20 protein-coding genes and 1 pseudogene are annotated in these 23,973 nt (G+C 68.9%); 13 read left to right on the top strand and 8 right to left on the bottom strand.

Going from position 1 to position 23,973, the window contains the following annotated elements:
- Positions 1-162: 162 nt before the first annotated feature.
- On the top strand, positions 163-777 hold the full coding sequence (locus ABEA24_RS15575) for a hypothetical protein (protein ID WP_345431535.1): 615 nt from the start codon (positions 163-165) through the stop codon (positions 775-777).
- A gap of 45 nt (positions 778-822) precedes the next feature.
- Here ABEA24_RS15575 and ABEA24_RS15570 read toward each other — a convergent pair whose 3' ends face one another.
- Entirely contained in the window at positions 823-2,826 is a 2,004-nt protein-coding gene (locus tag ABEA24_RS15570) for a protein kinase domain-containing protein (RefSeq protein WP_345431534.1), read from the bottom strand.
- 738 nt (positions 2,827-3,564) lie between these two features.
- On the opposite strand from ABEA24_RS15570, the gene ABEA24_RS15565 reads away from it, so the two are divergent.
- Positions 3,565-4,617 (top strand): hypothetical protein, encoded by a 1,053-nt coding sequence (locus tag ABEA24_RS15565; protein WP_345431533.1) that lies wholly within the window; start codon positions 3,565-3,567, stop codon positions 4,615-4,617.
- 340 nt (positions 4,618-4,957) lie between these two features.
- Complete coding sequence (locus ABEA24_RS15560) at positions 4,958-5,452, top strand: DUF3558 domain-containing protein (RefSeq protein ID WP_345431532.1); 495 nt, start codon at positions 4,958-4,960, stop codon at positions 5,450-5,452.
- Between the two features lie 4 nt (positions 5,453-5,456).
- Here the strand turns inward: ABEA24_RS15560 and ABEA24_RS15555 are convergent, their stop codons facing one another.
- Both ABEA24_RS15555 and ABEA24_RS15550 read right to left on the bottom strand, forming a co-directional pair.
- Entirely contained in the window at positions 5,457-6,173 is a 717-nt protein-coding gene (locus ABEA24_RS15555; RefSeq protein WP_345432180.1) for a LysR family substrate-binding domain-containing protein, read from the bottom strand.
- A gap of 51 nt (positions 6,174-6,224) precedes the next feature.
- Positions 6,225-6,407, bottom strand: a pseudogene (locus ABEA24_RS15550) (helix-turn-helix domain-containing protein); the annotation flags it as partial.
- 99 nt (positions 6,408-6,506) lie between these two features.
- On the opposite strand from ABEA24_RS15550, the gene ABEA24_RS15545 reads away from it, so the two are divergent.
- From ABEA24_RS15545 to ABEA24_RS15535, 3 genes are all read left to right on the top strand, one after another.
- Positions 6,507-6,890, top strand: coding sequence for a nuclear transport factor 2 family protein (locus ABEA24_RS15545; RefSeq protein WP_345431531.1), 384 nt, complete (start codon positions 6,507-6,509; stop codon positions 6,888-6,890).
- A 194-nt stretch (positions 6,891-7,084) separates the two neighbouring features.
- The gene (locus tag ABEA24_RS15540) at positions 7,085-8,473 is read left to right on the top strand and encodes a glycine--tRNA ligase (RefSeq protein WP_345431530.1); all 1,389 of its coding nucleotides are present in this window, start codon (positions 7,085-7,087) and stop codon (positions 8,471-8,473) included.
- 223 nt (positions 8,474-8,696) lie between these two features.
- Entirely contained in the window at positions 8,697-9,371 is a 675-nt protein-coding gene (locus ABEA24_RS15535; protein WP_345431529.1) for a class I SAM-dependent methyltransferase, read from the top strand.
- A gap of 13 nt (positions 9,372-9,384) precedes the next feature.
- Here the strand turns inward: ABEA24_RS15535 and ABEA24_RS15530 are convergent, their stop codons facing one another.
- Together ABEA24_RS15530 and ABEA24_RS15525 are read right to left on the bottom strand one after the other, a co-directional pair.
- The gene (locus tag ABEA24_RS15530; RefSeq protein ID WP_345431528.1) at positions 9,385-9,570 is read right to left on the bottom strand and encodes a DUF397 domain-containing protein; all 186 of its coding nucleotides are present in this window, start codon (positions 9,568-9,570) and stop codon (positions 9,385-9,387) included.
- Positions 9,567-10,388 (bottom strand): helix-turn-helix domain-containing protein, encoded by an 822-nt coding sequence (locus tag ABEA24_RS15525; protein ID WP_345431527.1) that lies wholly within the window; start codon positions 10,386-10,388, stop codon positions 9,567-9,569. The genes ABEA24_RS15530 and ABEA24_RS15525 overlap by 4 nt, the downstream gene beginning before the upstream one ends.
- 136 nt (positions 10,389-10,524) lie before the next feature.
- Here ABEA24_RS15525 and ABEA24_RS15520 point away from each other — a divergent pair, with 136 nt between their 5' ends.
- The 4 genes from ABEA24_RS15520 (at position 10,525) to ABEA24_RS15505 (ending at position 15,409) form a co-directional block, all read left to right on the top strand.
- Positions 10,525-11,010, top strand: coding sequence for an ATP-binding protein (locus tag ABEA24_RS15520; RefSeq protein ID WP_345431526.1), 486 nt, complete (start codon positions 10,525-10,527; stop codon positions 11,008-11,010).
- A 115-nt stretch (positions 11,011-11,125) separates the two neighbouring features.
- Entirely contained in the window at positions 11,126-12,571 is a 1,446-nt protein-coding gene (locus tag ABEA24_RS15515; RefSeq protein ID WP_345431525.1) for an AAA family ATPase, read from the top strand.
- A gap of 64 nt (positions 12,572-12,635) precedes the next feature.
- Positions 12,636-14,729, top strand: coding sequence for a hypothetical protein (locus ABEA24_RS15510; RefSeq protein WP_345431524.1), 2,094 nt, complete (start codon positions 12,636-12,638; stop codon positions 14,727-14,729).
- A 104-nt stretch (positions 14,730-14,833) separates the two neighbouring features.
- The gene (locus ABEA24_RS15505; RefSeq protein WP_345431523.1) at positions 14,834-15,409 is read left to right on the top strand and encodes an NADPH-dependent F420 reductase; all 576 of its coding nucleotides are present in this window, start codon (positions 14,834-14,836) and stop codon (positions 15,407-15,409) included.
- 147 nt (positions 15,410-15,556) lie between these two features.
- Here the strand turns inward: ABEA24_RS15505 and ABEA24_RS15500 are convergent, their stop codons facing one another.
- A complete protein-coding gene (locus ABEA24_RS15500; protein ID WP_345431522.1) occupies positions 15,557-17,011 on the bottom strand; it encodes an MFS transporter in 1,455 nt (484 codons plus the stop codon).
- A 123-nt stretch (positions 17,012-17,134) separates the two neighbouring features.
- Here ABEA24_RS15500 and ABEA24_RS15495 point away from each other — a divergent pair, with 123 nt between their 5' ends.
- The 3 genes from ABEA24_RS15495 to secD all read left to right on the top strand — a co-directional run bounded on the left by ABEA24_RS15495 (position 17,135) and on the right by secD (position 20,832).
- Positions 17,135-17,767, top strand: coding sequence for a TetR/AcrR family transcriptional regulator (locus ABEA24_RS15495; RefSeq protein WP_345431521.1), 633 nt, complete (start codon positions 17,135-17,137; stop codon positions 17,765-17,767).
- A 212-nt stretch (positions 17,768-17,979) separates the two neighbouring features.
- On the top strand, positions 17,980-18,369 hold the full coding sequence (locus ABEA24_RS15490; RefSeq protein WP_345431520.1) for a hypothetical protein: 390 nt from the start codon (positions 17,980-17,982) through the stop codon (positions 18,367-18,369).
- Positions 18,370-18,630: 261 nt separating this feature from the next.
- A complete protein-coding gene (secD, locus tag ABEA24_RS15485; RefSeq protein WP_345431519.1) occupies positions 18,631-20,832 on the top strand; it encodes a protein translocase subunit SecD in 2,202 nt (733 codons plus the stop codon).
- Between the two features lie 237 nt (positions 20,833-21,069).
- Here the strand turns inward: secD and ABEA24_RS15480 are convergent, their stop codons facing one another.
- Together ABEA24_RS15480 and ABEA24_RS15475 are read right to left on the bottom strand one after the other, a co-directional pair.
- Complete coding sequence (locus ABEA24_RS15480) at positions 21,070-21,594, bottom strand: hypothetical protein (protein WP_345431518.1); 525 nt, start codon at positions 21,592-21,594, stop codon at positions 21,070-21,072.
- Between the two features lie 280 nt (positions 21,595-21,874).
- Complete coding sequence (locus ABEA24_RS15475; RefSeq protein WP_345431517.1) at positions 21,875-23,758, bottom strand: glycoside hydrolase family 15 protein; 1,884 nt, start codon at positions 23,756-23,758, stop codon at positions 21,875-21,877.
- Between the last annotated feature and the right edge of the window lie 215 nt (positions 23,759-23,973).

Genomic DNA, 23,973 nt, shown 5'->3' with positions numbered 1-23,973 from the left:
ATTAGGGGTCACCTTCGAAACCACCGCCTGACCAGCCCAAACCCTGCGGCCCAGGCATCATGCCCCGCTTAGCATAGATTTTCCAGATTCGAAATCCCGCTGTCGAACGGCATTCCGAAGAGTGGCCGAAGGGCCATCGGCCCCCAGGAGGAAGGAGTCGTCTTGACACGTCGGCGCGTCCGTATTGCGCTGAGCGCCGCGCTGCTGATCGCGGTCGGTGGGTGCACGACCACCAGTTCTCACGGGGACATATCGTCGAGGGTCACCTCTGTGCCGTCTCCGGTGTTCCGGCCGGGCGAGATCCGGTCTGTCCCGGACCCCCGCACGTTGTTCAGCCCGGCCCTGCGTAAAGAGTTGCGGTTCGACGCGTACGACGGTTCGGAGTGTAAGAAGGACAAGCCCAACGAGGACATCGACGATTGGGTTTGCTACCTGTTCACCCCGCATCAGCCCAGGCGGAATACTGACCTGCTGGCCGTGCTGGTGGAATTGCATCACCCGACTCAGGTCCAGAACGCGACGGAGTTCGCCACCGGCGACTTCGCCGCGACCAGGCAGACCCTTGGCGGCGAGTGGTCTCCTGCCCAGCTGGGCGATGAAGCACTGCGGGGGGAGGCCAGCGGTGCGAGCAAGGTCCAGCTGCGGATCCGCAACGTCACGATGGAAGTCAGCGCGGACATCGGAGACCCGGCGCGGCGTACCGCCCAGGAGGAAGACCGCCGGGCCTGGCGGGCCGCCACGGAACTGACCCGCTCGATCACCAGACTCGCGCAGTAAGAGCCGCCCGGACCCAGGCGCCGATCGGGAGGGCATCGACGGCGGTCAGCGGGGGCGCAGCCCGTACACCGTCCGGTCAGTCGGATTGCCGCCGCACACAACGGTCACGATCTTGCCGGAGACGGCAACCCGCTCGGCGTCGGCAGCGTGGTAGCTCCACAGCAGACGCCCGGTCTGCGCCTCCAGCGCGTAGATCATGCCGTCGTAGAAGCCGTTTGCGTAGATGATGCCGTCGAAGGGACCCCACATGCCGCGGAAGTCCCTGCCCTCGAACTTCCAGCGCTGGGCACCGGTGCCGGTGTCCAAGGCCCGCAGGACGTCGTCGCTTCCGTCGATGACGTAGAGGGTCGTGTGATCGGCCACGGGAGCGGCCAAACCTTGCCCGACCGGGGACTTCCAACGCACGGTGCCGGTCATAGCATCCAGGGCGTACAGCGGTGAGGGCGTAGCGTCACCGTCACCGCCGACATACACGGTGTCGGTCGTGGCGGTCGGTCGGCCGACCAGGTGGCCGGCCGTGAACCGCCATCGTTCCTTGCCGGTGGCGACATCGAGGGCGTACACCTGCTGAGGGGCGGTGCTGTTGCCTTTCAAACCGTCGTAGAAGGCCACGACGGTGGAAGACACGCTCAACGCATTGGTGTCAGCGCTCGTGCTGACGCGGCGGGTCCATCGTTGCGTACCGGTGGCCGGGTCCAAACAGGACAGTGTCGGCGTGAGGTATGCGCTTCCCCTGAGCCATGCGGCCATGGCCCTGTCGGACACGGCGAGTTCACCGACGGACACTTCGGCCGACCAGAGCTGCCGGCCGTCGCTCGGATCGATCGCGTACAACTCGACCCCACAGGCATATATCGTGATCGCGTTCACGACCAGAGGGAAGATGGTTCCCACGGTAGGGTTCGTCCAGGACCAGCGTTGAGTACCGGTCGCAGGGTCCAGCGCGGACAGCACGTTACTTTTTGGACCGGGGACGGTCAGAACGGCATTCGTCGTGGCGGCAATGTCGTAGGTGGTGGATGCGTGCCACAGCGTCTTCGGTGGGTTGACCGCGCGTGCGCCGGCCGACTTACCGCTCCTGCGGTTCGAGTCGGAGAGCAGGGACGGCGCGCATATCGCGGCGGTCACGGCGACGGCCGCCGCACCGCCCGCAGCCAGGATGCGGCGACGGCTCGGCACCGCTGCGACGGGGAGGGTCTTGGTCTGCACCCGGGTGGCCGGGTGCTCGGCGATGGTCGGGGCGACCATGACCGGAGGTGTGACCGTGGCCAGGATCTGGCGGACGGCCGGCCGGGCGGCGGGCTTCTTGTCCAGGCATGCGGCGATCAGCGGCAGCAGGGAAGCCGGCACTCCGGTCAGATCGGGGGTGTTGTGGACGACGCGGTATAGCAACGCCGGGGTTGCGCCGGCCCCGAACGGTGATCGGCCGGTCGCCGCGTATGCCAGTACCGCGCCGAGGGAGAACACGTCGCTCGGTGTCTCCACCGCCTCGCCGTTGATCTGCTCGGGTGACATGTAGCCCGGGGATCCGATCGTCACGCCGGTGCGGGTCAGCGCGCTGGCCTCGGCCGCCCGTGCGATGCCGAAGTCGATGACCCGCGGCCCGTCACCGGCCAGCAGGATGTTCGACGGTTTCAGGTCCCGATGGACGAGCCCGGCGGCGTGGATCGCGCTGAGCGCATACGCCAAGCCCGAGGCCAGCCGGCGCAGGTCCTCCTCACCCATCGGCCCACCGTCGGCGACATGATCGGCCAACGACGGTCCGGGAATGTAGGCGGTCGCCAGCCAGGGCGACTCGGCATCGGGATCAGCGTCAAGGACCGAGGCGGTGTAACGGCCGTCGACCGCACGGGCCGCCTTGATCTCCCGGGCGAACCGGCGGCGGAAGTCTCGTTCATCGGCCAGCTCAGGCCGGACGACCTTGATCGCCGCCTGCCTCCCATCGGCGGCGCGGCCGAGATAGACCCGTCCCATGCCGCCGGCCCCCAGACGACCCAGCAACCCGTACGGGCCGATCTGCGCAGGATCTCCCGGCGCGAGTGACTCCACCACATCCCCCCACGCGCCGGACCATCTGCCCCAAGCGGACTTTCCGACCTATCTTAGCGATCACGGTGGGCCACCGCGCCGAGGCCGGATGACGCCAATACGGGCGGGCCGCAAGCGAGGATCGCTGCAGCGTCCGAACCGCCTCCCGTCCATCGATCTTTGCAAAGTCGATCCTGTGGTCGTTCTGCGTTCGCCGCGCGCCTTCCGGCGGACTGCGCTCGTTTCTCGTGAAATTGTGTGGGCTCGGTACCCGGGATGGCGGTGCTCGGTCATCCCGTGGAGTTCTTCGTGTTCTTCTTGGAGGACGCTAGAGGATGTTGTTCGATGGTTAGCTTGAGTGCGCCCGTTCGACTGAATACTTTCCAGATCTGGAAGGCGTTGCCTGACGGTTCGACGCATACACGGATGAGCGAGTCTCGGATTACGGTTACTTCTTGCGATGGGCTGCCAGTCCAATCGATGCGCGCTCGTATTACATGCCTGCCCGGTAGGACATCCAGAGACAACTCTTGGCCTGGTCTCAACTTGCCGCGCAGATGTCCGTCCACGTCGATGACGTACGACCCGAGTATGTTGCGAAAGCCCCATCTCGGGCGCCGAATGACGATTTTTGAGTAGTTACCCACGATCCAACATTCTCACAAGTAAGGTGGAGGGCGCTGGCCGACCGCGCGGAAACGCGGCATCGGTTGCCAGATATCTCGTGCGAATCGAAGCGCTCGCGGAGGAGGGTTCTACGTGGTCGAACCTGCCGTCGTGCTGCGTCCGTCGCGAGCCTTCCGGTGGGCTGCGCTCGTTCTCATGGCCGCCGGTCTGATCGTGTGGGCTCTCTATGTGGGCATGGCGGCGCTCGACCATGCATGGTGGCGCTTGCTGATTTCAGCGATGATCTTGGTGAACCTAGCGGGTCGGCCACTGCCTATACTGGTCGGCCGGACGACGGTCCGACCTGAAGAAGTTGTCGCGGTGCGGCCACCAGGGAAGACCGTCGTCATTCCGCAGGCGCAGGTCGCCCGAATCGAAGTCCGGCGGGGATGGCTTCTGGAGTGGGTCGTTCTGCATCGGCGCAAGGGCTCAGCCTTGCAGTTGTTCGGGCCGATGCGGCTTTGGTTTCGGCGCGACCCGTCGTTCGACCGCAGTCTGACGGAGCTGAGTTCCCTTGCCGGAGCGGGTACGGTCACACGATCGAAGTTCAGCTTGCGCTTCATGATCGCTGGCCCGATGTTGACGGCGACAGCGGTCATGCTCGTTCTCCTGGACGCGCCGTGGCAAAGTGACGCTTGGCCGGGGCGTTCACATGCGAAGTCCCTGCCTGACACCTGTCCGGCCCTGGCCGACATCGCGCGCCGGTCCGTCCCGGGAGCGCGAGTTGACGAACGTGGCCAAGGGATCGGGCAGACCTCCGGGCGACGTTCCTGCCGATGGACTGAGACGTCGGGCGGCGAGGGGCGAAACCATGACGGTGTCGGCGAGCTGACCGTCGAGTACGAGCTTTTTCACCGTATCGGCTGGAGTAGCGACGCTGATGAGGCCCGTGATCAGTTCGAGAGGGATTCTCGTCCGATTCACGACCAAGGGGCCGTACCGGTCTCCGGCATCGGTGATGAAGCGCGGCTACTCACCTCTGCCTCCGCTGAGCGGGACTTTGCCACGGTGGCCGTCATCGCCCGCCGTTGGAACGTCGTGGTGAACGTCGGCTACACGCTTGACGGTCCTCACCAGCAAGCGCAGGCAGCGCGTACGGCGTCCGATGCGGTCCGGGCCGCGCTGGCCGCCGTACGGTTCCACTGATGTGGCCGGACTGATCGCGCATCGGTGGATGTTGGGCGCGTGCGGTTTCGTACCCGCCTCGGCGAGATCCCTTCTGGTGAGGGCGGTGCGGCGGTGCACGGTCGATGCCAACGGCGGTGCGTATGCGGGGTCGCGGCCCGCCGCTCGCTCAGGGTTGTTTTCCGGTCCGCTCCCTCGAAGGTGACGGTCGATCACCGGACGCTTCGGATGGTCATGAGGCATGTTTCACACAGTCTTGACGGCGCGGTTGCGGTGCAAGATCATTCCGTGATATCGGGGATGTAGGGACGATCGGGGTGGTGTTGTGGCCGGACGGCGGGCCCTCGCGGGGGGTGGCCTGGTGGCCGTGGTAGTCGGCGTCGTCCTGTTCCTCGTCGGTTGCGGGGGCAAGTACCAGCGCACGGTCGTGAAGGATCCGTGTCGGCTGCTCGACCGTTCCCTCGTACGGCAGCTCACCGGTAGCGATCGGGGGACGGGTGGTGCGCCGAGCCCCGGCCAGTGGGGATGCGATTGGCGGTCCGGCGATGGGATCTCCCTGACCGTGGGAGTGACGGTCTTCAAGTCGCGACGGTACGGCGACGACGTGCACGCGGCACGGCGCTCGTACGAAGGAATGAGGCGTCAGGAGGTCGGCCAGACCCGCTTGATCCCCATCAAGAACGTCGACGGGAAGGCCTGCTGGCACGCCCGGCCGGGGACGATGGAAGTGCTGGTGCACCGCTACGACGTGGTCGCGCGCGTGACGTACACCGGGACGCGGCCGGCGGCGAACCGGCACGTCAAGCGCGAACAGATCGCTCGGTTGCTGGCCGAGAACCTGATGCATCACCTCTGACGGATCAGACGCCGGAGAGCTCCCGACCAGGCACCCCTTCGCTGCCCGCGGCGGTGATCTCGATCGCCGTACGGACCAGGCGGGCGATCGGGGTGGAGCGGATGCCAGCGCGCCAGGCGATGCCCAGCAGGTACGGGCTGGCGTCCTGTACGGGGCGGTAGGCGATGTCGGCTCGGGAGTTCCGCTGGGCGAGGGAGCGGGGGATCAGCGCGACGGCCTGGCCGAGTGCGACGGCTTCGAGGAGTTGGGCGCTGTCGTAGACGGTGGGTCCGGTCGCCGAGGCCTCGTCCATGCCGTCTTCCGTACGGGCCGAGGCGATGTCGCGGCCGCTCCAGTAGGCGTAAATCGCTGCGCTGGATGTGGGGCAGCGGGGGACGGGGAGGTCGGCGATGTCGTGGCAGCTCAGGGTGGTGCGGTGGGTGAGTTCGTGGCGTACGGGGAGGGCCGCCACACGCGGTTCGGAGAGGAGCGGCTCAACGTCCAGGCCCTTGTCGTCGAAGGGGGATCCGACGATGGCCAGGTCCGCGCGTCCGTCGCGCACCATCGTCGCCTGCTCACCGAAGCCGCTCAGGACGATCTCCGTGGCGGGAGCGTCGGGCTGTGTGGCGTACGTGTCGAGGATGCGACGGAGTAGATCGGTGGCCACGCCCGGTTTCGCGGTGACGACGAGGCGGGGTGCGGTCTGGGCGGCACGGCGGGTTCGTCGGGTGGCGGCGGAGATCGCGTCGAGTACGCGTGCCGACTCTTCGAGGAGGGTCAGGCCGGCGGGGGTCAGTGTGACGTGGTGGGTGGTGCGCTCGAAGAGTGGGACGCCGAGTCGGCGCTCCAACTAACGGATCGCGCGGGACAGCGGCGGCTGGGCCATGCCCAGGCGTTCCGCGGCCCTGGAGAAGTTGAGCTCCTCGGCGACGGCCCGGAAGTAGCGCAACTCGCGTACCTCGAGATCATCGGTCATACCCGTACGGTATGGCCGTCGACCGTACTGGTCTTTCCCCCAAGACAGGGTGCGCTGCTGAAGTTGACGCGAATGATCGATTCCTCAGAGAGGGACACCTTGTCTGATCAGCAGCGGAACAAGCAGATCGTCCGGGACTTCGCCGAGCTGGCGTTCAACGCGAAGCGGCCGGCCGAGGCCGTCGCCGCGTACATCGGGCCCCGGTACGTCCAGCACAACCCGGAGGCGCCGGACGGGCCGGAGGCGTTCGTCGCGTTCGTCACCGGGTGCGGTGAGCGGTTCCCGAAGCTCAGCCTCGACGTCAGGCGGGTGATCGCGGAGGACGACCTGGTCGTCCTGCACAGCCTGTTCACGACCTCGCCCGAGGACCGGGGGACGGCCGCGGTGGACATCTTCCGATTGGAGGACGGCAAGATCGTCGAGCACTGGGACGTCGTGCAGCCGGTGCCCGAGACGGCGGCCAACGGCAACGGCATGGTGTGAACCGTGAGCCGCGCCGGCGCGCCCGGACTGGCGGGCGCCCCGGCGCGTAGCGGGGTATTGGAGCGCGGGACCGGCGGAGGTGTCCTAAGCTGAGAAACACCAGGCGCCGTGGCCGGACCCCGTAGGGCGGCCGCTGGCGCCGTACGTCATATTCGCGCGGAACCCGCCGACCGCCAGCCGGATGGAGATCACTCATGGCCCGTCGTTCCGAATTGATGGAGACCATCGTCAACCTCAGCAAGCGCCGAGGCCTGGTCTTTCCGTCGAGCGAGATCTACGGCGGACTCCGCGCGTCCTGGGACTACGGCCCGCTCGGCGTCGAGCTGAAGAACAACGTCAAGCGCCAGTGGTGGAAATCCATGGTGCAGGGCCGGGACGACGTCGTCGGCCTCGACTCCTGCGTGATCCTCGCCCGTGAGGTGTGGGAGGCCAGCGGCCACGTCAGGGAGTTCGTCGACCCGCTGACCGAGTGTCAGTCGTGCCACAAGCGGTACCGCGCCGACCACCTCACCGAGGCGTACGAGGAGAAGCACGGCAGGGCACCGGAGAACGGCCTCGCCGACATCGTCTGCCCCAACTGTGGCACCCGGGGCGCGTTCACCGAGCCGAAGATGTTCAACGGCCTGCTCAAGACCTACCTCGGCCCGGTCGAGGACGAGTCCGGCCTGGCCTACCTGCGGCCGGAGACCGCGCAGGGCATCTTCATCAACTACGCCGCCGTGCAGCAGGCGGCCCGGCGCAAGCCGCCGTTCGGCATCGGCCAGATCGGCAAGTCGTTCCGGAATGAGATCACGCCGGGCAACTTCATCTTCCGTACGCGCGAGTTCGAGCAGATGGAGATGGAGTTCTTCGTCGAGCCGGGCACGGATGAAGAGTGGCATCAGTACTGGATCGACACCCGTCTCCAGTGGTACGTCGACCTCGGCATCTCGAAGGACAACCTCCGGCTGTACGAGCACCCGAAGGACAAGCTGTCCCACTACTCGAAGCGCACCGTGGACGTGGAGTACCGCTTCAACTTCCAGGGCAGTGAGTGGGGTGAGCTGGAGGGCATCGCCAACCGGACGAACTTCGACCTGTCCACGCACTCGAAGCACTCCGGTGCCGACCTGTCCTACTTCGACCAGGACAAGGAACAGCGGTACGTCCCGTTCGTCATCGAGCCTGCGGCCGGTGTCGACCGGTGCGTGCTGACGTTCATGATGGACGCCTACAACGAGGACGAGGCGCCGAACGCCAAGGGCAAGATGGAGAAGCGCGTGGTCATGCGGCTCGACCACCGGATCGCTCCGGTCAAGGTCGCGGTGCTGCCGCTGTCGCGCAACGCCGACCTGACGCCGAAGGCGAAGGACCTCGCCGCGCAGCTGCGCCGTAACTGGAACGTCGAGTTCGACGACGCGGGTGCGATCGGCCGCCGCTACCGCCGCCAGGACGAGATCGGCACGCCGTACTGCGTCACCGTCGACTTCGACACCCTCGAGGACAACGCGGTGACGATCCGCGAGCGCGACTCGATGGCCCAGGAGCGCATCGGCCTCGACCAGGTCGAGGCCTTCCTCGCCACCCGCCTCCTCGGCTGCTGACCCGCCCCGAGCGGTTTACGGCCTGGGCGAGTCCGTTCCGTACGTGGCCGTACGGTGAGCCTGCGATGTGAAGAGCCCCTGTCCGGGAACGGACAGGGGCTCGATCCTTGCCAAGCGCTGGTGGCGGAGCATCGTCCTGGCGATGACGAGCATGATGCTCGCCGTGGCCCCTGCTTGCGGCCCAGCGCGTAACCGCACCGGATCAGCCGTAGGGTCCTCTCTCGTGAACAGTGACACGGCAGGAGAGCGGCTGCATGCCATGGCCAGTACCGCCGGATACGGCGAGGCGGCCGAGGCTCTGGCCGAGCAGTACGAGAGCGTGACCTTCACCGAGGTGCACCGCGAGGTGCTGCATCTGTTCCCGTCACGGCCCAGCTCGATCCTGGACGTCGGCGCGGGCAGCGGGCGCGATGCGGCGGCGCTGGCGGCTCAGGGGCATCGGGTCGTCGCCGCCGAACCCACCGCCGAGCTCCGCTCGCTGGGTCGGCGCATCCATGCCGACCAGGAGATCGGGTGGGTCGACGACGCCCTCCCCAGACTGCCGGTCCTCAGCGCACGGCGGCAACGCTTCGACCTCATCCTGTTGACCGCCGTCTGGATGCACCTCGACGAAGGACAGCGCACGACCGCAATGCCCCGCCTGGTCGGCCTGCTGAACGCCGACGGCCAAGTGATTCTCTCCCTGCGCCATGGCCAGGCCCCGGCGGGCCGGCGCATGTTCTCCGTCTCCGCAGAGGAGACCATCGACCTCGCACAGAGCTGCGGGCTCGATGTCGCCCACCTTGCGCAGCGCGAGGACCCGCACGGACGCCCGGGAGTGACCTGGACCTATCTCGGGCTACGACTCGGCGTCCGACCAGCGGCCCCCGATGATCCGCAAGGGTTCACGGTTCCTTGAAAGTCCGCAGGAGTCAGCCGAGCTTCGGCTCCCGCCGACCGGGCGCGGAGGTCAGGATGGTGATCTCGACGCAGTCGCCGCCGGTGTGGCCACTACGGCTGCTCTTTCGCCAGACGGTGATCTCGACGCAGTCGCCGCCGGTGTCGCCGCTTCGGCTGCTCTTTCGCCAGGGGGAGGTCGACGGGCTTGGCGTGCTCATAGGCTCTCCAATACCTCGTGGAGCAGTTTCAGGGAGTCGTCGGTGGAGATCGCCGCGCCCCTGATCAGATCGTAGATCCGAGCGTACTCTCGGACTGCGGCCCCGTCGCCGGTGATCTGACCGCCCACATAGCCTTCGGTGTACACCAGGTCAGGGCCCTCCTCGAACCCCAGAATGGTGAACGCGCCCAGGAGTCCGGGGTACGCGCCCGTGTCGCTCGGGACGATCTGCAGGGTGACGTGGGGGTGTTCCGCCACCTCGATGAGACGGCCGAGCTGCCCCCGCATGACCTGCCTGCCGCCGACCGCGCGGCGTAGGACCCCTTCGTCGAAGACCGCGACGATACGCGGCGACCCCGGTCGGCGCAGGATCTCCTGACGCTCCATGCGCTTGGTCACGAGCTGCTCGACCTCGTCCGCGGTGCGGCCGGCCTTCAGCACCTCGTGGGCGTACTCGGGTGTCTGGAAGATGCCCTTGACCATGTTGGGCTCGAAGACGTACATCCTCGACGCCTCGGCCTCGCGGGCGACGTAGTCGGCGAATCCCGGAGGCAGGACGGCGAGGTGGCGGGTGTCGTTGATCAGTTTCCATAGGCGTACGAAGACGCCGTTGGTGTCGAAGTACGTGTCGGTGTCCTCGGCGAACTTCTTCGAGGGGATGTTCTTGCCGGCTTCGAGCTGGCCGATCAGCTGTGGCGTGTACCCGAGCGCCTCGGCGAGTTCGGCCTTTGACAGGCCTGCGATGCGGCGCCAGACCTCCAGCTCTGCGGCGAATGCTCGGATGGCGGGGGATTCGTACGGGTCGCGTCGTGCCACCATGGCGGGCCTCCGGGGGGGTAAACCGCGTCCGGGTCGGGTCGATCGGCCGCGGGGTTGTGCCGCGGTGTAGAGCGGTTCGTCGCAAAGCGTAACCGAGCGTGTGAGCGTGGTCACGCAATTCGGAGGATGACCGTCGATGGCGGCCTTCCCCGGCAAGACCACGATCGAGGAGGACGGCGGGATGTCAGCGACACCAGGCACCGAAGAGGAAGACGGGGAGGCGGCGCAGCGGTCTGAGGTCTACCGGCTTCCGCTCCCGCCGCATCCGATAGCCGCCGAGCAGGCCCGCGTCTTGACGAAGCTCGCGCTGGCCGACTGGTGCCTCTCGGAGATCACCGACAACGCCCTGCTCATCGCCGCCGAACTCGTCACGAACGCCATGAAGCTCGGCGATGTCTTCAGCATCGCCCTCTCCCGCCAGGGCGCTGCCGTTCTGATCGAGGTCAACGACAACAGCGAGGCGTCACCCGACCGCCGATCGCCGGCCCTCGATCGGGTGGACGGGCGAGGCCTGCTCCTGGTCGCGGCCTGTTCGAAGGGCTGGGGATGGAGGCTGGACGAGCAGGGCGGCAAGACGGTCTGGGCCATCGTCGGCGGCTGCGCTGAATCCGCCGTCGTATGAAGTCCAGGGCCTGGACGGCTGATCATCCTGGGGGCGGTAGGTCTGAGGTTGATGTAGGAGCGTGCTTCGTCGAACTATACTTCGACGAAACGTACTCCTACATTACGAGGCGATCGTGATCGCGAAGCCGGAGCGCCTGTTCGATCGAGACTTCGAGTGGCGTCACCTGACGACGTTCGTGTCGCGGAGACCGGATCGCCCGCAGCTCGGCGTGGTGAGCGGTCGCCGGCGGCAAGGGAAGACGTACCTGCTCGAAGCTCTCACTCGGCAGTGCGAGGGCTTCTACTTCGGGGCGACAGAGGCGACCGAGACCGAATCGCTGACGCTCTTCGCCGACGCGCTGGCCGAGTATCTCGCCGCGCCCGTACCCATGCGGTTCACCGGGTGGGACGAGGCCATCACGTATCTGTTCTCCATCGCAGACTCCCTGCAGGGGCCCGTCGTCATCGACGAATTCCCTTACCTCAGCAAGGCGTCGCCCTCGCTTCCCTCGATCCTGCAGCGTGAGCTGGATCGCGGGGTGTCACGGCGAACGCCGATCTCCCTCTTGCTCTGCGGCTCCGCGATGTCGGTGATGGGTGGGTTGCTCGCAGGAAGCGCGCCTCTTCGCGGGCGCGCGAACCTCGAGCTCGTCATCCGGCCCTTTCCCTACCCGCTGGCGGCGCGGTTCTGGGAGGTCACCGAGCCGCGACTCGCCGTGCTTCTCCATTCGATCGTGGGAGGGACTCCGGCCTATCGCCGGTTCGTCAACGACCAGAGCCCGGCGGGGCTCGATGACTTCGACGACTGGGTGCTGCGCACTGTGCTGGACCCGGGCACGCCGCTGTTCCGTGAAGCCCGCTATCTCCTGGAGGAGGAGGCCGACGTCCGTGATACGGCTTTGTACCACTCGATCCTCGCCGCCGTCGCGAACGGCAACAACACCAGAGGTGCCATCGCGGGCTACATCGGCCGTAAGGCCGCCGACATCGGACACCACCTCAACGTCCTGGAAGATTGCTGCCTGCTGCGCCGGGACGCGGATCTGTTCCGTAGCGGACGATCTCGGTACCGCATCGCGGAGCCTTTGATCGTCTTCTACGAGGCCGTCATGCGGCCGCGGTGGGGTCTCCTGGAAAGCGGTAGGGCCGCACCGATCTGGGCGGACGCGAAGCCTCGTTTCCTCTCGCAAGTGGCCGGACCGCACTTCGAGCAACTGTGCCGGGACTTCGCAATGCTCGCGCCGAGCCATGTCTTCGGTGATCTCCCTGGTGACGTGGGCTCAGGAGTGGTGACCGGAGCCCGGGAGCAGATCGAGGTGGACGTCGTCGTCCTCGGGCCTGCGGTTCCCGGCGAACCGCGCCGTGTGCTGTCCCTCGGCGAGGCCAAGTGGGGCGACGTCATGGGCGTTCGTCATGTCGACCGCCTGCGCCGCGCCCGGGACCTGCTGGGTGATCGCGGCTACGACGTGCGGGACACCGTTCTGGCCTGCTACAGCGGGGCCGGCTTCGACGAACGGCTCCGTGACGACTCGGGCCGGATCGCATTGATCGGCTTGGATGAGTTGTACGACGTGTCCTGACCGCGACCGCCGATCGGCGCTCCGGCTCCGATCGAAAACGAGCCACCCCGGGAGCACCGCCGCGATGACCACGCCGCACGTTGATCCGCAGCTCGGCCGCGAGGAGTCGGACGCCGCCGAACGGCGACTCCTGCACACCGCCGCCACCGGAACACCCGTCGACCTGCGAACCGGTGACGCGCGGCTCGACGATCCCGCGAACGCGGCGGCGTGGGCGGCCGAGCGGACCGTACGGGCCGGGGTGCTGATCGACCTACTCACCGGAGAACGGGCACCGGACGGCGGCCGGCTGCGGGCGGTGAAGCTGCGCGGTGCCCGCGTCACCGGCGAACTCGACCTCGAGGCGGTCGAGCTGGCCTGCCCGCTCTTGCTGGCCGACTGCCGTTTCGAGCAGCCGGTCAATCTACGGGAGGCGTCCGCACCGGCCATTCGCCTGCCCGGCTGCCACCTGCCGGGGCTGAACGCGGACCAGCTGCGCACCGTCGGCGATCTCAACCTCGACGGCCTCGTCTCCGAGGGGGCCGTCACCCTGCGCGGTGCCCGCATCGGCGGGAGCCTGTCGTTGAAGGCGGCCCGGCTCAACGGTCCCGGCGCGTACGCGCTGCGCGCCGAGGCGCTCACCGTCGCCGAGAGCATGTGGTGCCGGGACGGCTTCACGGCCGTCGGTGAGATCCACATGCCCGGCGCGCGGATCGGCGGCCGTCTTTCCTTCGTCGGTGCCGAGCTGTCGAATCCGGGCGGGCGGGCGCTGACCGGCGACGGCCTCACCGTCGAGCAGAACATGACGTGCCGGAACGGCTTCACCACGGAAGGCGAAGTGCGCCTGCCCGGAGCGCATCTTGGTCGGCTGTCCTTCATCGGCGCCCGGTTGTCCAACCCGGGAGGCGACGCTCTGATGGCCGACGGCCTGACCGTCAAGCAGAACCTGGACGGCCGGGACGGGTTCACCGTCGAGGGGGAGGTCCGGCTGGTCGGTGCTCGTATCGGGGGTTGGTTGTCGCTGACCGGGGCGACTCTTACCAACCCCGGCGGCTGCGCGCTCCGGCTCGACAGAGTCACCGTCGACCAGAGCCTCGACTGTGACCAGACGTTCGTCGCCGAAGGAGAAGTACAGCTCACCGGCGCTCGCATCGGCGGACAGCTCACCCTCGACGGCGCCCGGCTCACGAACCCCGGCGGGATCGCGTTGCTCGCCGACTCGCTCACCGTCGAGCGGGGCATGTCCTGCCGGAACGGGTTCACCGCCCTGGGCGAGGTCCGGATGCTCAGCGCCCGTATCGGTGAGGTGTTCTCCCTGGAAGGCGCCACCATCTCCAACCCGGGCGGCCGGGCCCTGTACGCCTTCCGGCTCACCGTCGAGAACGACCTGTACATGCGCGGCGGCTTCACCGCGGAAGGAGAGGTCCAACTGTCCGGCGCCCGGATCGGCGGCCTGCTCCACCTGGCCGGATCCGTCCTGTCCGCGCCGGGCGGGCAGGCGCTCGACTTCGAGGGCGGCAGGGCCATAGCGCTGTTGCTCCTGCCCCGCGAACGACCTGACGGCGTCGTGAACCTCACCAACGCGCAGGTCGGCATCTTCGAGGACGACGAGCGAACCTGGCCCGCCACCGTGCGACTGCACGGATTCGTCTACAACGCGCTCGCGAACGACACGGTCGACGTACGGGCCCGGCTCCGCTGGCTGACTCGTCACCCCGGCGGTTACGTCCCCCACATCTACGACCAGCTCGCCGCCGCCTACCGCCGCGCCGGCCGCGAGGACGCCGCCCGGCAGGTGGCGCTCGCCAAGCAGTGGCGCCGCCGCCGGGTACTGGGCCCGTCCGGGAAGCTGGCCAACTGGCTGCTGTACCTGACCGTCGGCTACGGCTACCGCACCTGGCTGGCCGCCGTCTGGCTGGCCGGTCTGCTCGCCCTCGGCACCTGGGTGTTCACGGACGCCCACCCGCACGAGCTGACCCGCGTCGACGCGCACGCGCCGGGCTTCAACGCGCTCGGCTACACCCTCGACGTGCTGCTGCCGATCGTGGACCTGGGCCAGCAGAAGGCCTGGCAGGCCCACGGCGCCGCCATGTACTGGTCCTGGGCGCTCACCGCGGCCGGATGGGTCCTCACCACCGCCGTGGTGGCCGGGCTGACCGGCATCCTCAAACGCGATTGACCGCAGCTCCGGGTAGTTAAGGGGGTGCCTCTTCTGGAGAGATACGGGGCTGCTGTAGCAGCCGAGCGCGGGACCTGACGGCCTGACTGAGGAGGGCCAGCCGGATGGCATCGGTCCGGCATCGGTCAGCGCACGGCTTTGAGCAGCTGAGGCCGCGGGCCGAAGCCACGTCGCTGGAGCAGGCTGCGGCCACTGCGGACATCGTGCTGAATGCGCTCAACTACCAGGCCGTCGATGAGGTCCTCGCGGCCACGGCCGCACACCTGGCTGGAAAGATCGTCATCGACGCGAGTAATCCCATGGGCGTCTCCGCGGACGGACGGATCATTTCGACGCTCGCCTCGGGCCTGACCGCCGGAACCCGCACTGCCCAGCGCCTGCCGCAGTCGACGATCGTCCGTGCCTTCTCCCACGTGATGGACGAGTCCCTCGCCTATCGGGGCTCTGCCCAGCCGGGCTTTTGGGCCATGGCGGTCGCCGGGGACGATCCTGAGGCCAACGGAATCGTTCACGCGCTGGTGCGAGCCACCGGTTTCGTGCCCGTCCATATCGGGACCCTGGCCGAGTCGGCGCCCTTGGATCCAGGCGGCGTTCTGTTCCCCCATATGTTCACCCCGGCGGACCTGACCGCTCAGGTCTCGGCGAGTACAGCTCCTGCCCCCACCGCAACTCCCGGCTGACGTGAGGCCATGCCTGGCCGGCTCGTCCCAGCGGCTGTGGGACAAGCCGGCCAGGGGCCGGTGAAAGAGCGTGCCTACCAATCACGTCGCCGAGGATGCCGAAGCCGGCGCTGCCTTCGCCGTCAGCAGGCCGGGATCTTGCCTGCGCTACGAGGGTGACCGGCCCGGCCGGCACGCCTCTCGGGCCTGGTGGGGCTGCGGCTTGGGGGCCGGTCCGGACGCGGTGGCCGCGGTCGCGGCGGTGGCCTCGCGGCGTTCGGGCAGGTGGATGAGGCGCCAGGCGATCACGGCCCCGGCGAGGTAGGCGGCGCCGACGAGGAGGAACGAGAGGGCCGCTCCGGCGGTCCAGCCGGAGGTGACGGCCAGGACGGCGCTGATGGAGGCGATGCCGATAAGGGAGCCGATCTGCCTGTTGGCGTTGAGGACCGAACCGGCGGTGTTGGCGTGCCGGGTGCCCGCCGCGTTCACCGTGGCCGCCGTCATGGCGGGAGAGATGAAGCCGCCCGCGATGCTGGTCAGGCCGAGGGCGACGGCCAGCATCCAGTACGGGGTGGAGGGCGACAGCGCGACCAGGGCCAGCGAGGCGGCCCCTGCGACCAGGAAGGAGACAGCGAGGAGCGGGCCGGTCGCGACGCGCCCGGAGATGCGGGCGAAGGCGATGTTGCTGACCGGGATGAAGATCGTGAGAGGCAGGATCTCCAGCCCGGCGTGGAGCGGGCTCGCGCCGCGAGCGTGCTGGACGTACAGGCCGATCATGAACAGCGAGCCGTAGAAAGCGGCGTTGAACAGAAAACCCACGGCGTTGGCGCCGGCGAAGCGAGCGCCGCGGAACAGCGTCCAGGGCATCACCTGGTTGTCGGTGCGGCGCTCGCGACCGATGAGCAGGACGGCGGCGAGCGCCGCGGCGGCGATGGCGCCGATCACCGGGGCCGAGTTCCAACCGAGCTGCGGCCCCTCGATCAGCGCGAAGCTGATGGCGGCCAGCCCGACGATGACGGCGGCGTGCCCGGGAGCCGCCAGCGGCCGTGCGTCGCCCTCCGTCCCGATGATGTAGCGGCGGGTCAGGAGCATGCCCGCGATGCCGACCGGCAGGTTGATCAGGAAGATGCTCGGCCAGCCGAACGCGCCGACCATGATGCCGCCGACCGTCGGGCCCAGCGCCATGGACGAGGAGACGATCGCCGACCAGACACCCAGCACCTTGGTGCGTTCGCGCGCGTCCGGGAAGGCCTGCACCAACAGCGCGAGCGAGCTCGGCATGAACAGCGCCGCTCCGGCCCCCTGCAGGAGCCGCGCCGCGATCAGGACCCCGATGCCCGGTGCCAGCGCGCAGGCCAGCGACGCGCCACCGAAGATCGCCATGCCCCACAGGTAGACCCGTCTGGCGCCCACCCGGTTCGCCAGGCCGCCGGCCAGCATCAGCAGGGCGGCGAAGGTGAGGACGTAGCCGTCCACGGCCCAGGTGAGCTGGGAGAGGGAGGCGTGCAGGCGTTCCTGGATCGTGGCTCCGGCGACCTGCATCACCGTGGTGTCCAGGCTCGCCATGACGAACCCGGCGGCCAACGCCGTGATCTTCAGCGGGCCGGACGGAACCTTGGGCATGATCAACCCCCGTTTTCCGAAGAACTGGACGGTAGGCGTCCGGATCAAGACGCTAGCGTAAGTGGACGCATTGCGTCCACTTAAATCGGACTAGATCCGTCCACTTATTGCTAGGCTGGCCGCATGACGGCAACAGCGCCTGCGGTGGACCGGCTCCTGGACGACGGTTCGGGCCGACGTCCGCGCGCCGACGCCCGGCGCAACGTGGAACGCCTCGTCGTCGCCGCTCGCCAGGCCGCCGTCGAGGGCGGCGAGATCACCGCCCATGAGGTCGCGCGCCGCGCCGGTGTGGGCATCGGCACGTTCTACCGCCGGGTCGGCTCCCTCGAGGCCCTCCTCGAGGCGGTCCTCGGCGAGGTGCTGGGGGAGATCGTCGCCAAGGGCGACGAGGGGATGGCCGATCCGGACCCCTGGGCGGGCTTCACGAGGTTCGCCCTTTCCTACATTCACCTCCGCAACGAGCTGTGTGACGTCAACAAGCGCCTCGGCGACGTTCTGGACCACTCCCGGGCAGAACTGCGCGACCGCATCCGGCTCCTGGTGGAGCGAGCCCAGCAGGCCGGAGTGATGCGTACGGACGTGGCCTGGGAGGACGTGGCGTTCCTCATGGTCGCCGCGTCCTCCACCGGACCCCACACCCTGGGCCTCCAGGCGGGCGCCCGCCAGTGGGACCGCAACCTCCAGGTCGTCCTGGACGGCTTGCGCACCCCCGATCCCGGCACCCTCCCCGGCGAACCGCCCGCTCTGGCCCCCTGACCGCAGCCGGGCCATCTACGTCAACATCAGCGCCGAACCCGTCGCAGCCCTCGCCCAGCCGGATGCTGGTGATCGCCGGGACGGTGCGTGTCACTGAGGCCGCCCGTATCCTTCCTGGTTGTCCCTATTCCGGTTCCGGCGGAAGCGGTGCCCGCCGTGCGGTCATCGGTTACGGTTGCTCCAGGAAGATCATCAGCGGCAGAGGGGCGGGCGTGAACGAGCGCGTGACCCGTGGCCTCCGCGTCCTGGTCCTTCTCCTCGGGGCCCTCGGGTTCGCCCTTCCCGCCGGGGCCGGTACGGCGTCGGCGTACGCGACGTCGGCCGAGACCCTTTCGGCCGTTTCGGCATCGGCATACGCCCCCGCGGCGACGGTGTCGAGCGCCGCCGCCCTGGCCACGAAGAAGAGCACGCTCCGTACCTGGGCCGCCGCCGGCGCCTCGGCGTCGTCCTCATCGCAAGCGGTGGCCGTCGTGCCCGGTCGTACGGCGACCGGTGCGTCCTGGCGTCGGCTCGGGACGGTCGCCGAGCTTCCCGCGGCACCGCGTCAGGTTTCGGCACTCACTCCGCGCGGCCGTGGGCCGCCTTCCATCACGGGTTCCTGACCATCACCCGCCACGCATGACGCGTCGCGGGACCCGCCACCGGCGCGTGCTCCTGGCCTCAGCGGAGCGGGCGGCGTCGTTGCGCCGTGGATTGCCGTTGCTGAGACCACGAAGAGTCTCGGCGAAAGCTCGCGGAGATACGTGACGCGGCAGCTTCGGCGGCCTCGGCGGTCGCGTGTGACGTGCGTGGCGGGGTCCACCCGTAGGCCCGGTCTTCCGGGCCGGCCCGTATGGAGGCATCCCATTTCTCGTGCCACGGCGGTGCGAGCGCTACTGGCGTTCGCCGTGATCGCCGCCTCACTGTTCATCACCCTGACCACCTCTCCGCGCCTGGGCCTGGACCTGCGCGGGGGCACCCAGATCGTGCTGCAGACCCACGACTCCCCGTACGCGAAGGCCGATCGGGGGGCCACCGACCGTACCGTGGAGGTGTTGCGCAAGCGGATCGACGCCCTGGGCGTCTCGGAGACGGGGCTCACCCGCTCCGGCGACAACCGCGTCATCGTCGAACTCCCCGGAGTGCAGGACTCCGGAGAGGCCCTCGGGGTCATCCGCCGTACGGCGCAGTTGTCGTTCCACTCCGTGGCGGACACCGGCGGCCGCGCCATGCTCGACGAGAAGGGCCGGCCGCTGAACGTCGGCCCGGCCGCGCTGTCCGGGAAGGACGTCGGCAAGGCCCAGGCCGGCTTCGACCCGCAGAACCTGCGCGGCTGGTTCGTCACGGTCGGCTTCCGTCATGACGCGGCATGGCAGCGGCTGACCGCGAAGGCGGCCTGTGCCGCGCCGGGCGATCCGGTGCGCCGGATCGCCATCCTCCTCGACGACAAGGTGATCTCGTCGCCGCAGGTGGATCCGAGCGTCCAATGCGGCACCGGCATCCCCGGTGGATCCACCCAGATCACCGGGGAGTTCGGGGAGAAGGAGGCCAAGAACCTGGCCGCGCTGGTCCAGGGCGGCGCCCTGCCGGTGCCGGTCGACGTCGTCGAGCAGCGTACGGTCGGGCCGACGCTCGGCGCGGAGGCGATCGACGCGAGCGCCCGGGCCGCGGTCATCGGGGTCGTCCTCACGGCGCTCTTCGTGATCTGGGTCTACCGGCTGGTGGGCGTGATCGCCGCGGTGGGCCTCGCCGCGTACGCGCTGATCTCCTATGCCGCGCTGGCCGCCATGGGCGCCACGCTGACCCTGCCGGGGCTGGCCGGGTTCGTCCTGGCCATCGGCATGGCGGTCGACGCGAACGTCCTGGTCTTCGAGCGGGCGCGCGAGGAACAGGCCGCGATGCCACGCCGGGGCGTACGGGTGGCGCTGGTCCGGGGCTTCCATAACGCGTGGTCGGCGATCGCGGATTCCAACATGACCACCCTGCTCGCCGCGGGCCTGCTGTTCTTCCTGTCCTCCGGGCCGGTCCGCGGGTTCGGCATCACGCTGTCGATCGGCGTGCTCGCCTCGTTCGTGTCGGCGCTGCTGGTGACACGGGTGCTGGCCGAGTGGGCGACCGGTCGCCGGGCGGTGATGGCACGGCCGTCCCTGACGGGGCTGGCCGGTGCCGGGCGGGTCCGGCGCTGGATCGAGCGGCGTGATCCGGACCTGATGCGGCGGCGTCGTCTGTGGCTGTCCGTCTCCGGCGTCGCCGTCGCGCTGGCGGTGACCGGGATCGTCGTACGCGGCCTGAACCTGGGGGTGGAGTTCACCGGCGGCCGGCTCGTCGAGTACTCCACGAGCCGGTCCGTCGACGCGGACACCGCCCGCCGCGCCGTCTCCGGGGCGGGGTTCCCGCACGCCGTCGTCCAGGCGTCCGGCCGGGACGACGTCTCCGTCCGTACGGGGAACCTCACCGACGACCAGGAGCACCGGATCCGGGAGGCCCTCCAGCGCCACGGTGGCGTCGTCACCAAGCAGCGCGACGAGCGGGTCGGGCCGAGTCTCGGCAATGAGCTGCGGGAGAAGGCGGTGATCGCGCTGGGCGCCGCGCTGGGCGGGCAACTGGTCTACCTGGCGGTGCGGTTCCGCTGGACGTTCGGCGCGGGGGCGGTGCTGGCGATGCTGCACGACGTCGTCATCGTGACCGGGCTGTTCGCCTGGTCGGGCCGGCCCGTCGACGGGGTGTTCCTCGCGGCGCTGCTGACCATCATCGGCTACTCCGTGAACGACTCCGTGGTGGTCTTCGACCGCATCCGGGAGCTGTGGCGGGCCGACCCGAAGGAGCCGCTCGCCCGGTCGGCGAACCGCGCGGCCCTGCAGACCGTGCCGCGTACGGTCAACACCGGCATGGGCGCGCTGTTCATCCTGGCGGCGCTGGCCCTGCTCGGCGGTGATTCGCTCACCGACTTCGCGGTGGCGCTGCTGGCCGGGATCCTCGTGGGCACCTGGTCGAGCGTCTTCACGGCGACCCCGACGGCGCTCGTCCTGGAAGGCCGCACATCGGCGATCGCGGCCCGGCGTCAGGCGCACGCAGTACGGCGTTAGGCGTACGCGGCCCGGCGTCAGGCGTATGCCGCGTGGCCTCCGCTGCCGGTGGGTCGGCAGCGGAGGCCACCGCCCGGTACTCATCCGATTGAGATCTACGGCGGCGGCCTTGCGCAGCCGCTCGGGCTGCTCCTTGGGAGACGTCGAACAGCCCGTCACCATGAGCGCGGCCGCCAGCGCGCCGGCGGCGATCGGGGTCGGTCTCATCGGCCGTCGCCCTCCTTGGTGGAAGCGGGCTCAGGGGCTGGACGGTGGATCTTGGCTGCGAACGCGGACGACGACGTCGAAGCCGGTCGAGGTGGGCATGCCGGGGACGGGGGTCACCGTGACGGGGTAGGTGCGGCCGAAGCTGAACCACCCGTGGAGGACGGTGCCAGCCGGGAAGTCGATCTTTCCGGATTCGCCTGGGTGCAGGGTGAGCCTTTCCCCGGGGAACGGGGAGCGGTGACCGCTCGCGCAGACGCCGGCCCGCCCCAGGCACAGCGTCACCGGACGGTCGGTCAGCCGGTCGACGAAGACGACGGGGAAGCGGACCGTCTCCACGCAGCGCTGGGACACGCCCCAGGAGGTGATGACGACCTGTTCCGGTTGTACCGACCCCACGGGAGGGGAGCAGTGCGCCCGGTGGAAGTACGGGTCGTCGGATCGCTCCCCGCTGTAGCCGGCGCATGAACTGACGACCGTCAGGACGAGCGCCGCCACGGCGAGGAACCCGAACAGACAACAGCCGCAACCCTCAGAGTCGAGGTCGCCCTCGGACACGGTGCGCCTCCGGAGAGCCGGTCCACCCGCGATGCTCCGGCATGCGGAACCGACCGCCGCGCCCAGCAGGAGATGGATGCGGCCCGGTGTCCGGGTGAACCGGAGACCGGGCCGCCGGGGCCTGGCGGGGCCGGACCCCGACCGTAGGATTCGCGGTTCTGTGCGGTCAATGCCCGCTTATGGCCGCAACTAAGCCCTTTCTGAGGCTTTGCGAAATCTGTTATGTTCGAGAATTCGGCCCTTTCCAGCCGGGTCCGGAGACGAACCCGGCCGGCGGCGGTCAGATCATCGGGACCTCGCGCTGCGCCTGCTCGGCGCGGATCACGTGCATCACCGCGTTGATCAGGGCGAGATGGGTGAACGCCTGCGGGAAGTTGCCCAGGTGGCGGCCGCTGTGCGCGTCGATCTCCTCGGCGTACAGCTGCAGAGGGCTGGCGTACGACAGCAGCTTCTCGCACAGCGCTTTGGCACGGTCCAGTTCGCCGATCAGCACGAGCGACGAGACGAGCCAGAACGAGCAGATCGTGAAGGTGCCCTCCTCGGAGTCGAACCCGTCGTCCGTCTCCGTGGCGCGGTAGCGGAGGACGAGGTCGTCCTGGGTGAGCTCGTCGGCGATCGCGAACACCGTCTCGCGGACCCGCTTGTCGTCCGGCGGCAGGAAGCCGAGCATCGGGATGAGCAGCACCGACGCGTCGAGCGCCTTCGTGCCGTAGTGCTGGACGAAGACGCCGCGCTCGTCGACGGCGTTCTCCAGGATGTCGGCGTGCATCTCGTCGGCGGCGTCCTGCCAGCGCTCCGCCCGCTCACTGTCGCCGCGGACGTGGGCGAGCTGGGCGCCGCGGTGGGCGGCGAGCCAGCAGAAGAGCTTGGACGAGGTGAAGTGCTGCGGCTCGCCGCGCACCTCCCACATGCCCCGGTCGGGGAGGCGCCAGTTGGCCAGGGCGGCCTCGACCTGCTTGACGATTATCGTCCAGAGCCGGTCGTCGAGGCGGTCACGCTTGCGGACGTACAGGTAGATGGAGCCGATGATCGCGCCCCAGACGTCGTGCTGCTCCTGGACGTACGCGCCGTTGCCGATGCGCACGGGACGCGCCCCGTCGTAGCCGTGGAGGTGGTCGAGCGTGGCCTCCTCCAGCTCAGCACGGCCGTCGATGCCGTACATGATCTGCAGGTGCCCGTTGGCGGCCTCGGCCATGTCGGTGATGAAGTGGAAGAAGTCGTTGGCCTCCCAGTCGAACCCGAGCGTGTAGAAGGCCCACAGGGCCATCGTCGAGTCGCGGATCCAGGTGTAGCGGTAGTCCCAGTTGCGGTCGCCGCCCGGGGTCTCGGGCAGGGAGGTGGTCGCCGCCGCCGCGACCGCGCCCGTCGGCGCGTACGTCAGGCCCTTGAGCGTGAGCGCGCTGCGCTGCAGGTGCGCCCGCCAGGGGTGGTCGGGGAAGCGGCCGCGGTCCAGCCAGTGCTGCCAGTGGTGGACGGTCCAGGTCAGCCGCTCGTGGGCCTCCTCGTACGACTGCGGCGGCTGGTGCTCGCTCCACGACAGCGCGACGAAGCGGGTGTCGCCCTCCTTGAGGAGCGTACGGGCGGTCGCGAGGGAGCCTTCGAACCCGATGTTCAGGTCGCTGGTGAGCCGCAGCTCCAGGCCGTTGCCCTTGGCCACAGCCTCGTGGTAGCCCGCACCCGTGTGCTCCCATCGGGCGGCGTCCCGGCCGTAGTCGAAGATCGGCATGCAGTCGAGGCGCACCTGCGCCTGGCCGTTCACACAGCGGATCATCCGCAGCAGCACGTGGTCGGCGTCGTAGTCGGTCGGGGCGCGGCGATGGGTGTGCGACCGCTGGTCCTCGTGGTGCCACGGCCCCATCAGGAAGGTGTCGAGGACGACGAGCCAGCCGCCGGGGGTCCACCAGGTGGTCTCCAGCACCATCGTGCCGGGGATGTAGCGGCGGGCCGCGGGCACCTCGACGCCGGCGGGCCCGACCCGGAAGTAGCCCGCGTCGCGGTCGAGCAGCGAGCCGAACACGCTGGGGGAGTCCATGCGCGGCAGGCACATCCACTCGATGTTGCCGCTCGGGGCCACCAGCGCGGTGGTCTCGGTGTCGGACAAGAACCCATAATCGGCGATCGGCGCGAACGCCTCGCCTGCCCCAGGATTGGTCACCGGCCTCATCGGCACATCATCCCCCAGCCGTGCGGCGGTACGCACATCTGGACGGCCGAGGTGCCGCCCCCCGAGGGCTATTGGGCGGAATGGGGGGAATGTCGGTATTGGAATAGACCACTCTAGGGGTGCTGAGCTGCGCAAACGCCGACGGACGCTGACAGTGACGATCGTCTCACCGAGAGCTGGGTAGAGTCGCCGCATTCAGCGTGGACCGGAGGAGA

It is taken from the genome of Actinoallomurus vinaceus (genome assembly GCF_039542055.1).
Lineage (GTDB): Bacteria > Actinomycetota > Actinomycetes > Streptosporangiales > Streptosporangiaceae > Actinoallomurus > Actinoallomurus vinaceus.
This window is presented reverse-complemented; position numbering and strand designations above follow the sequence as displayed.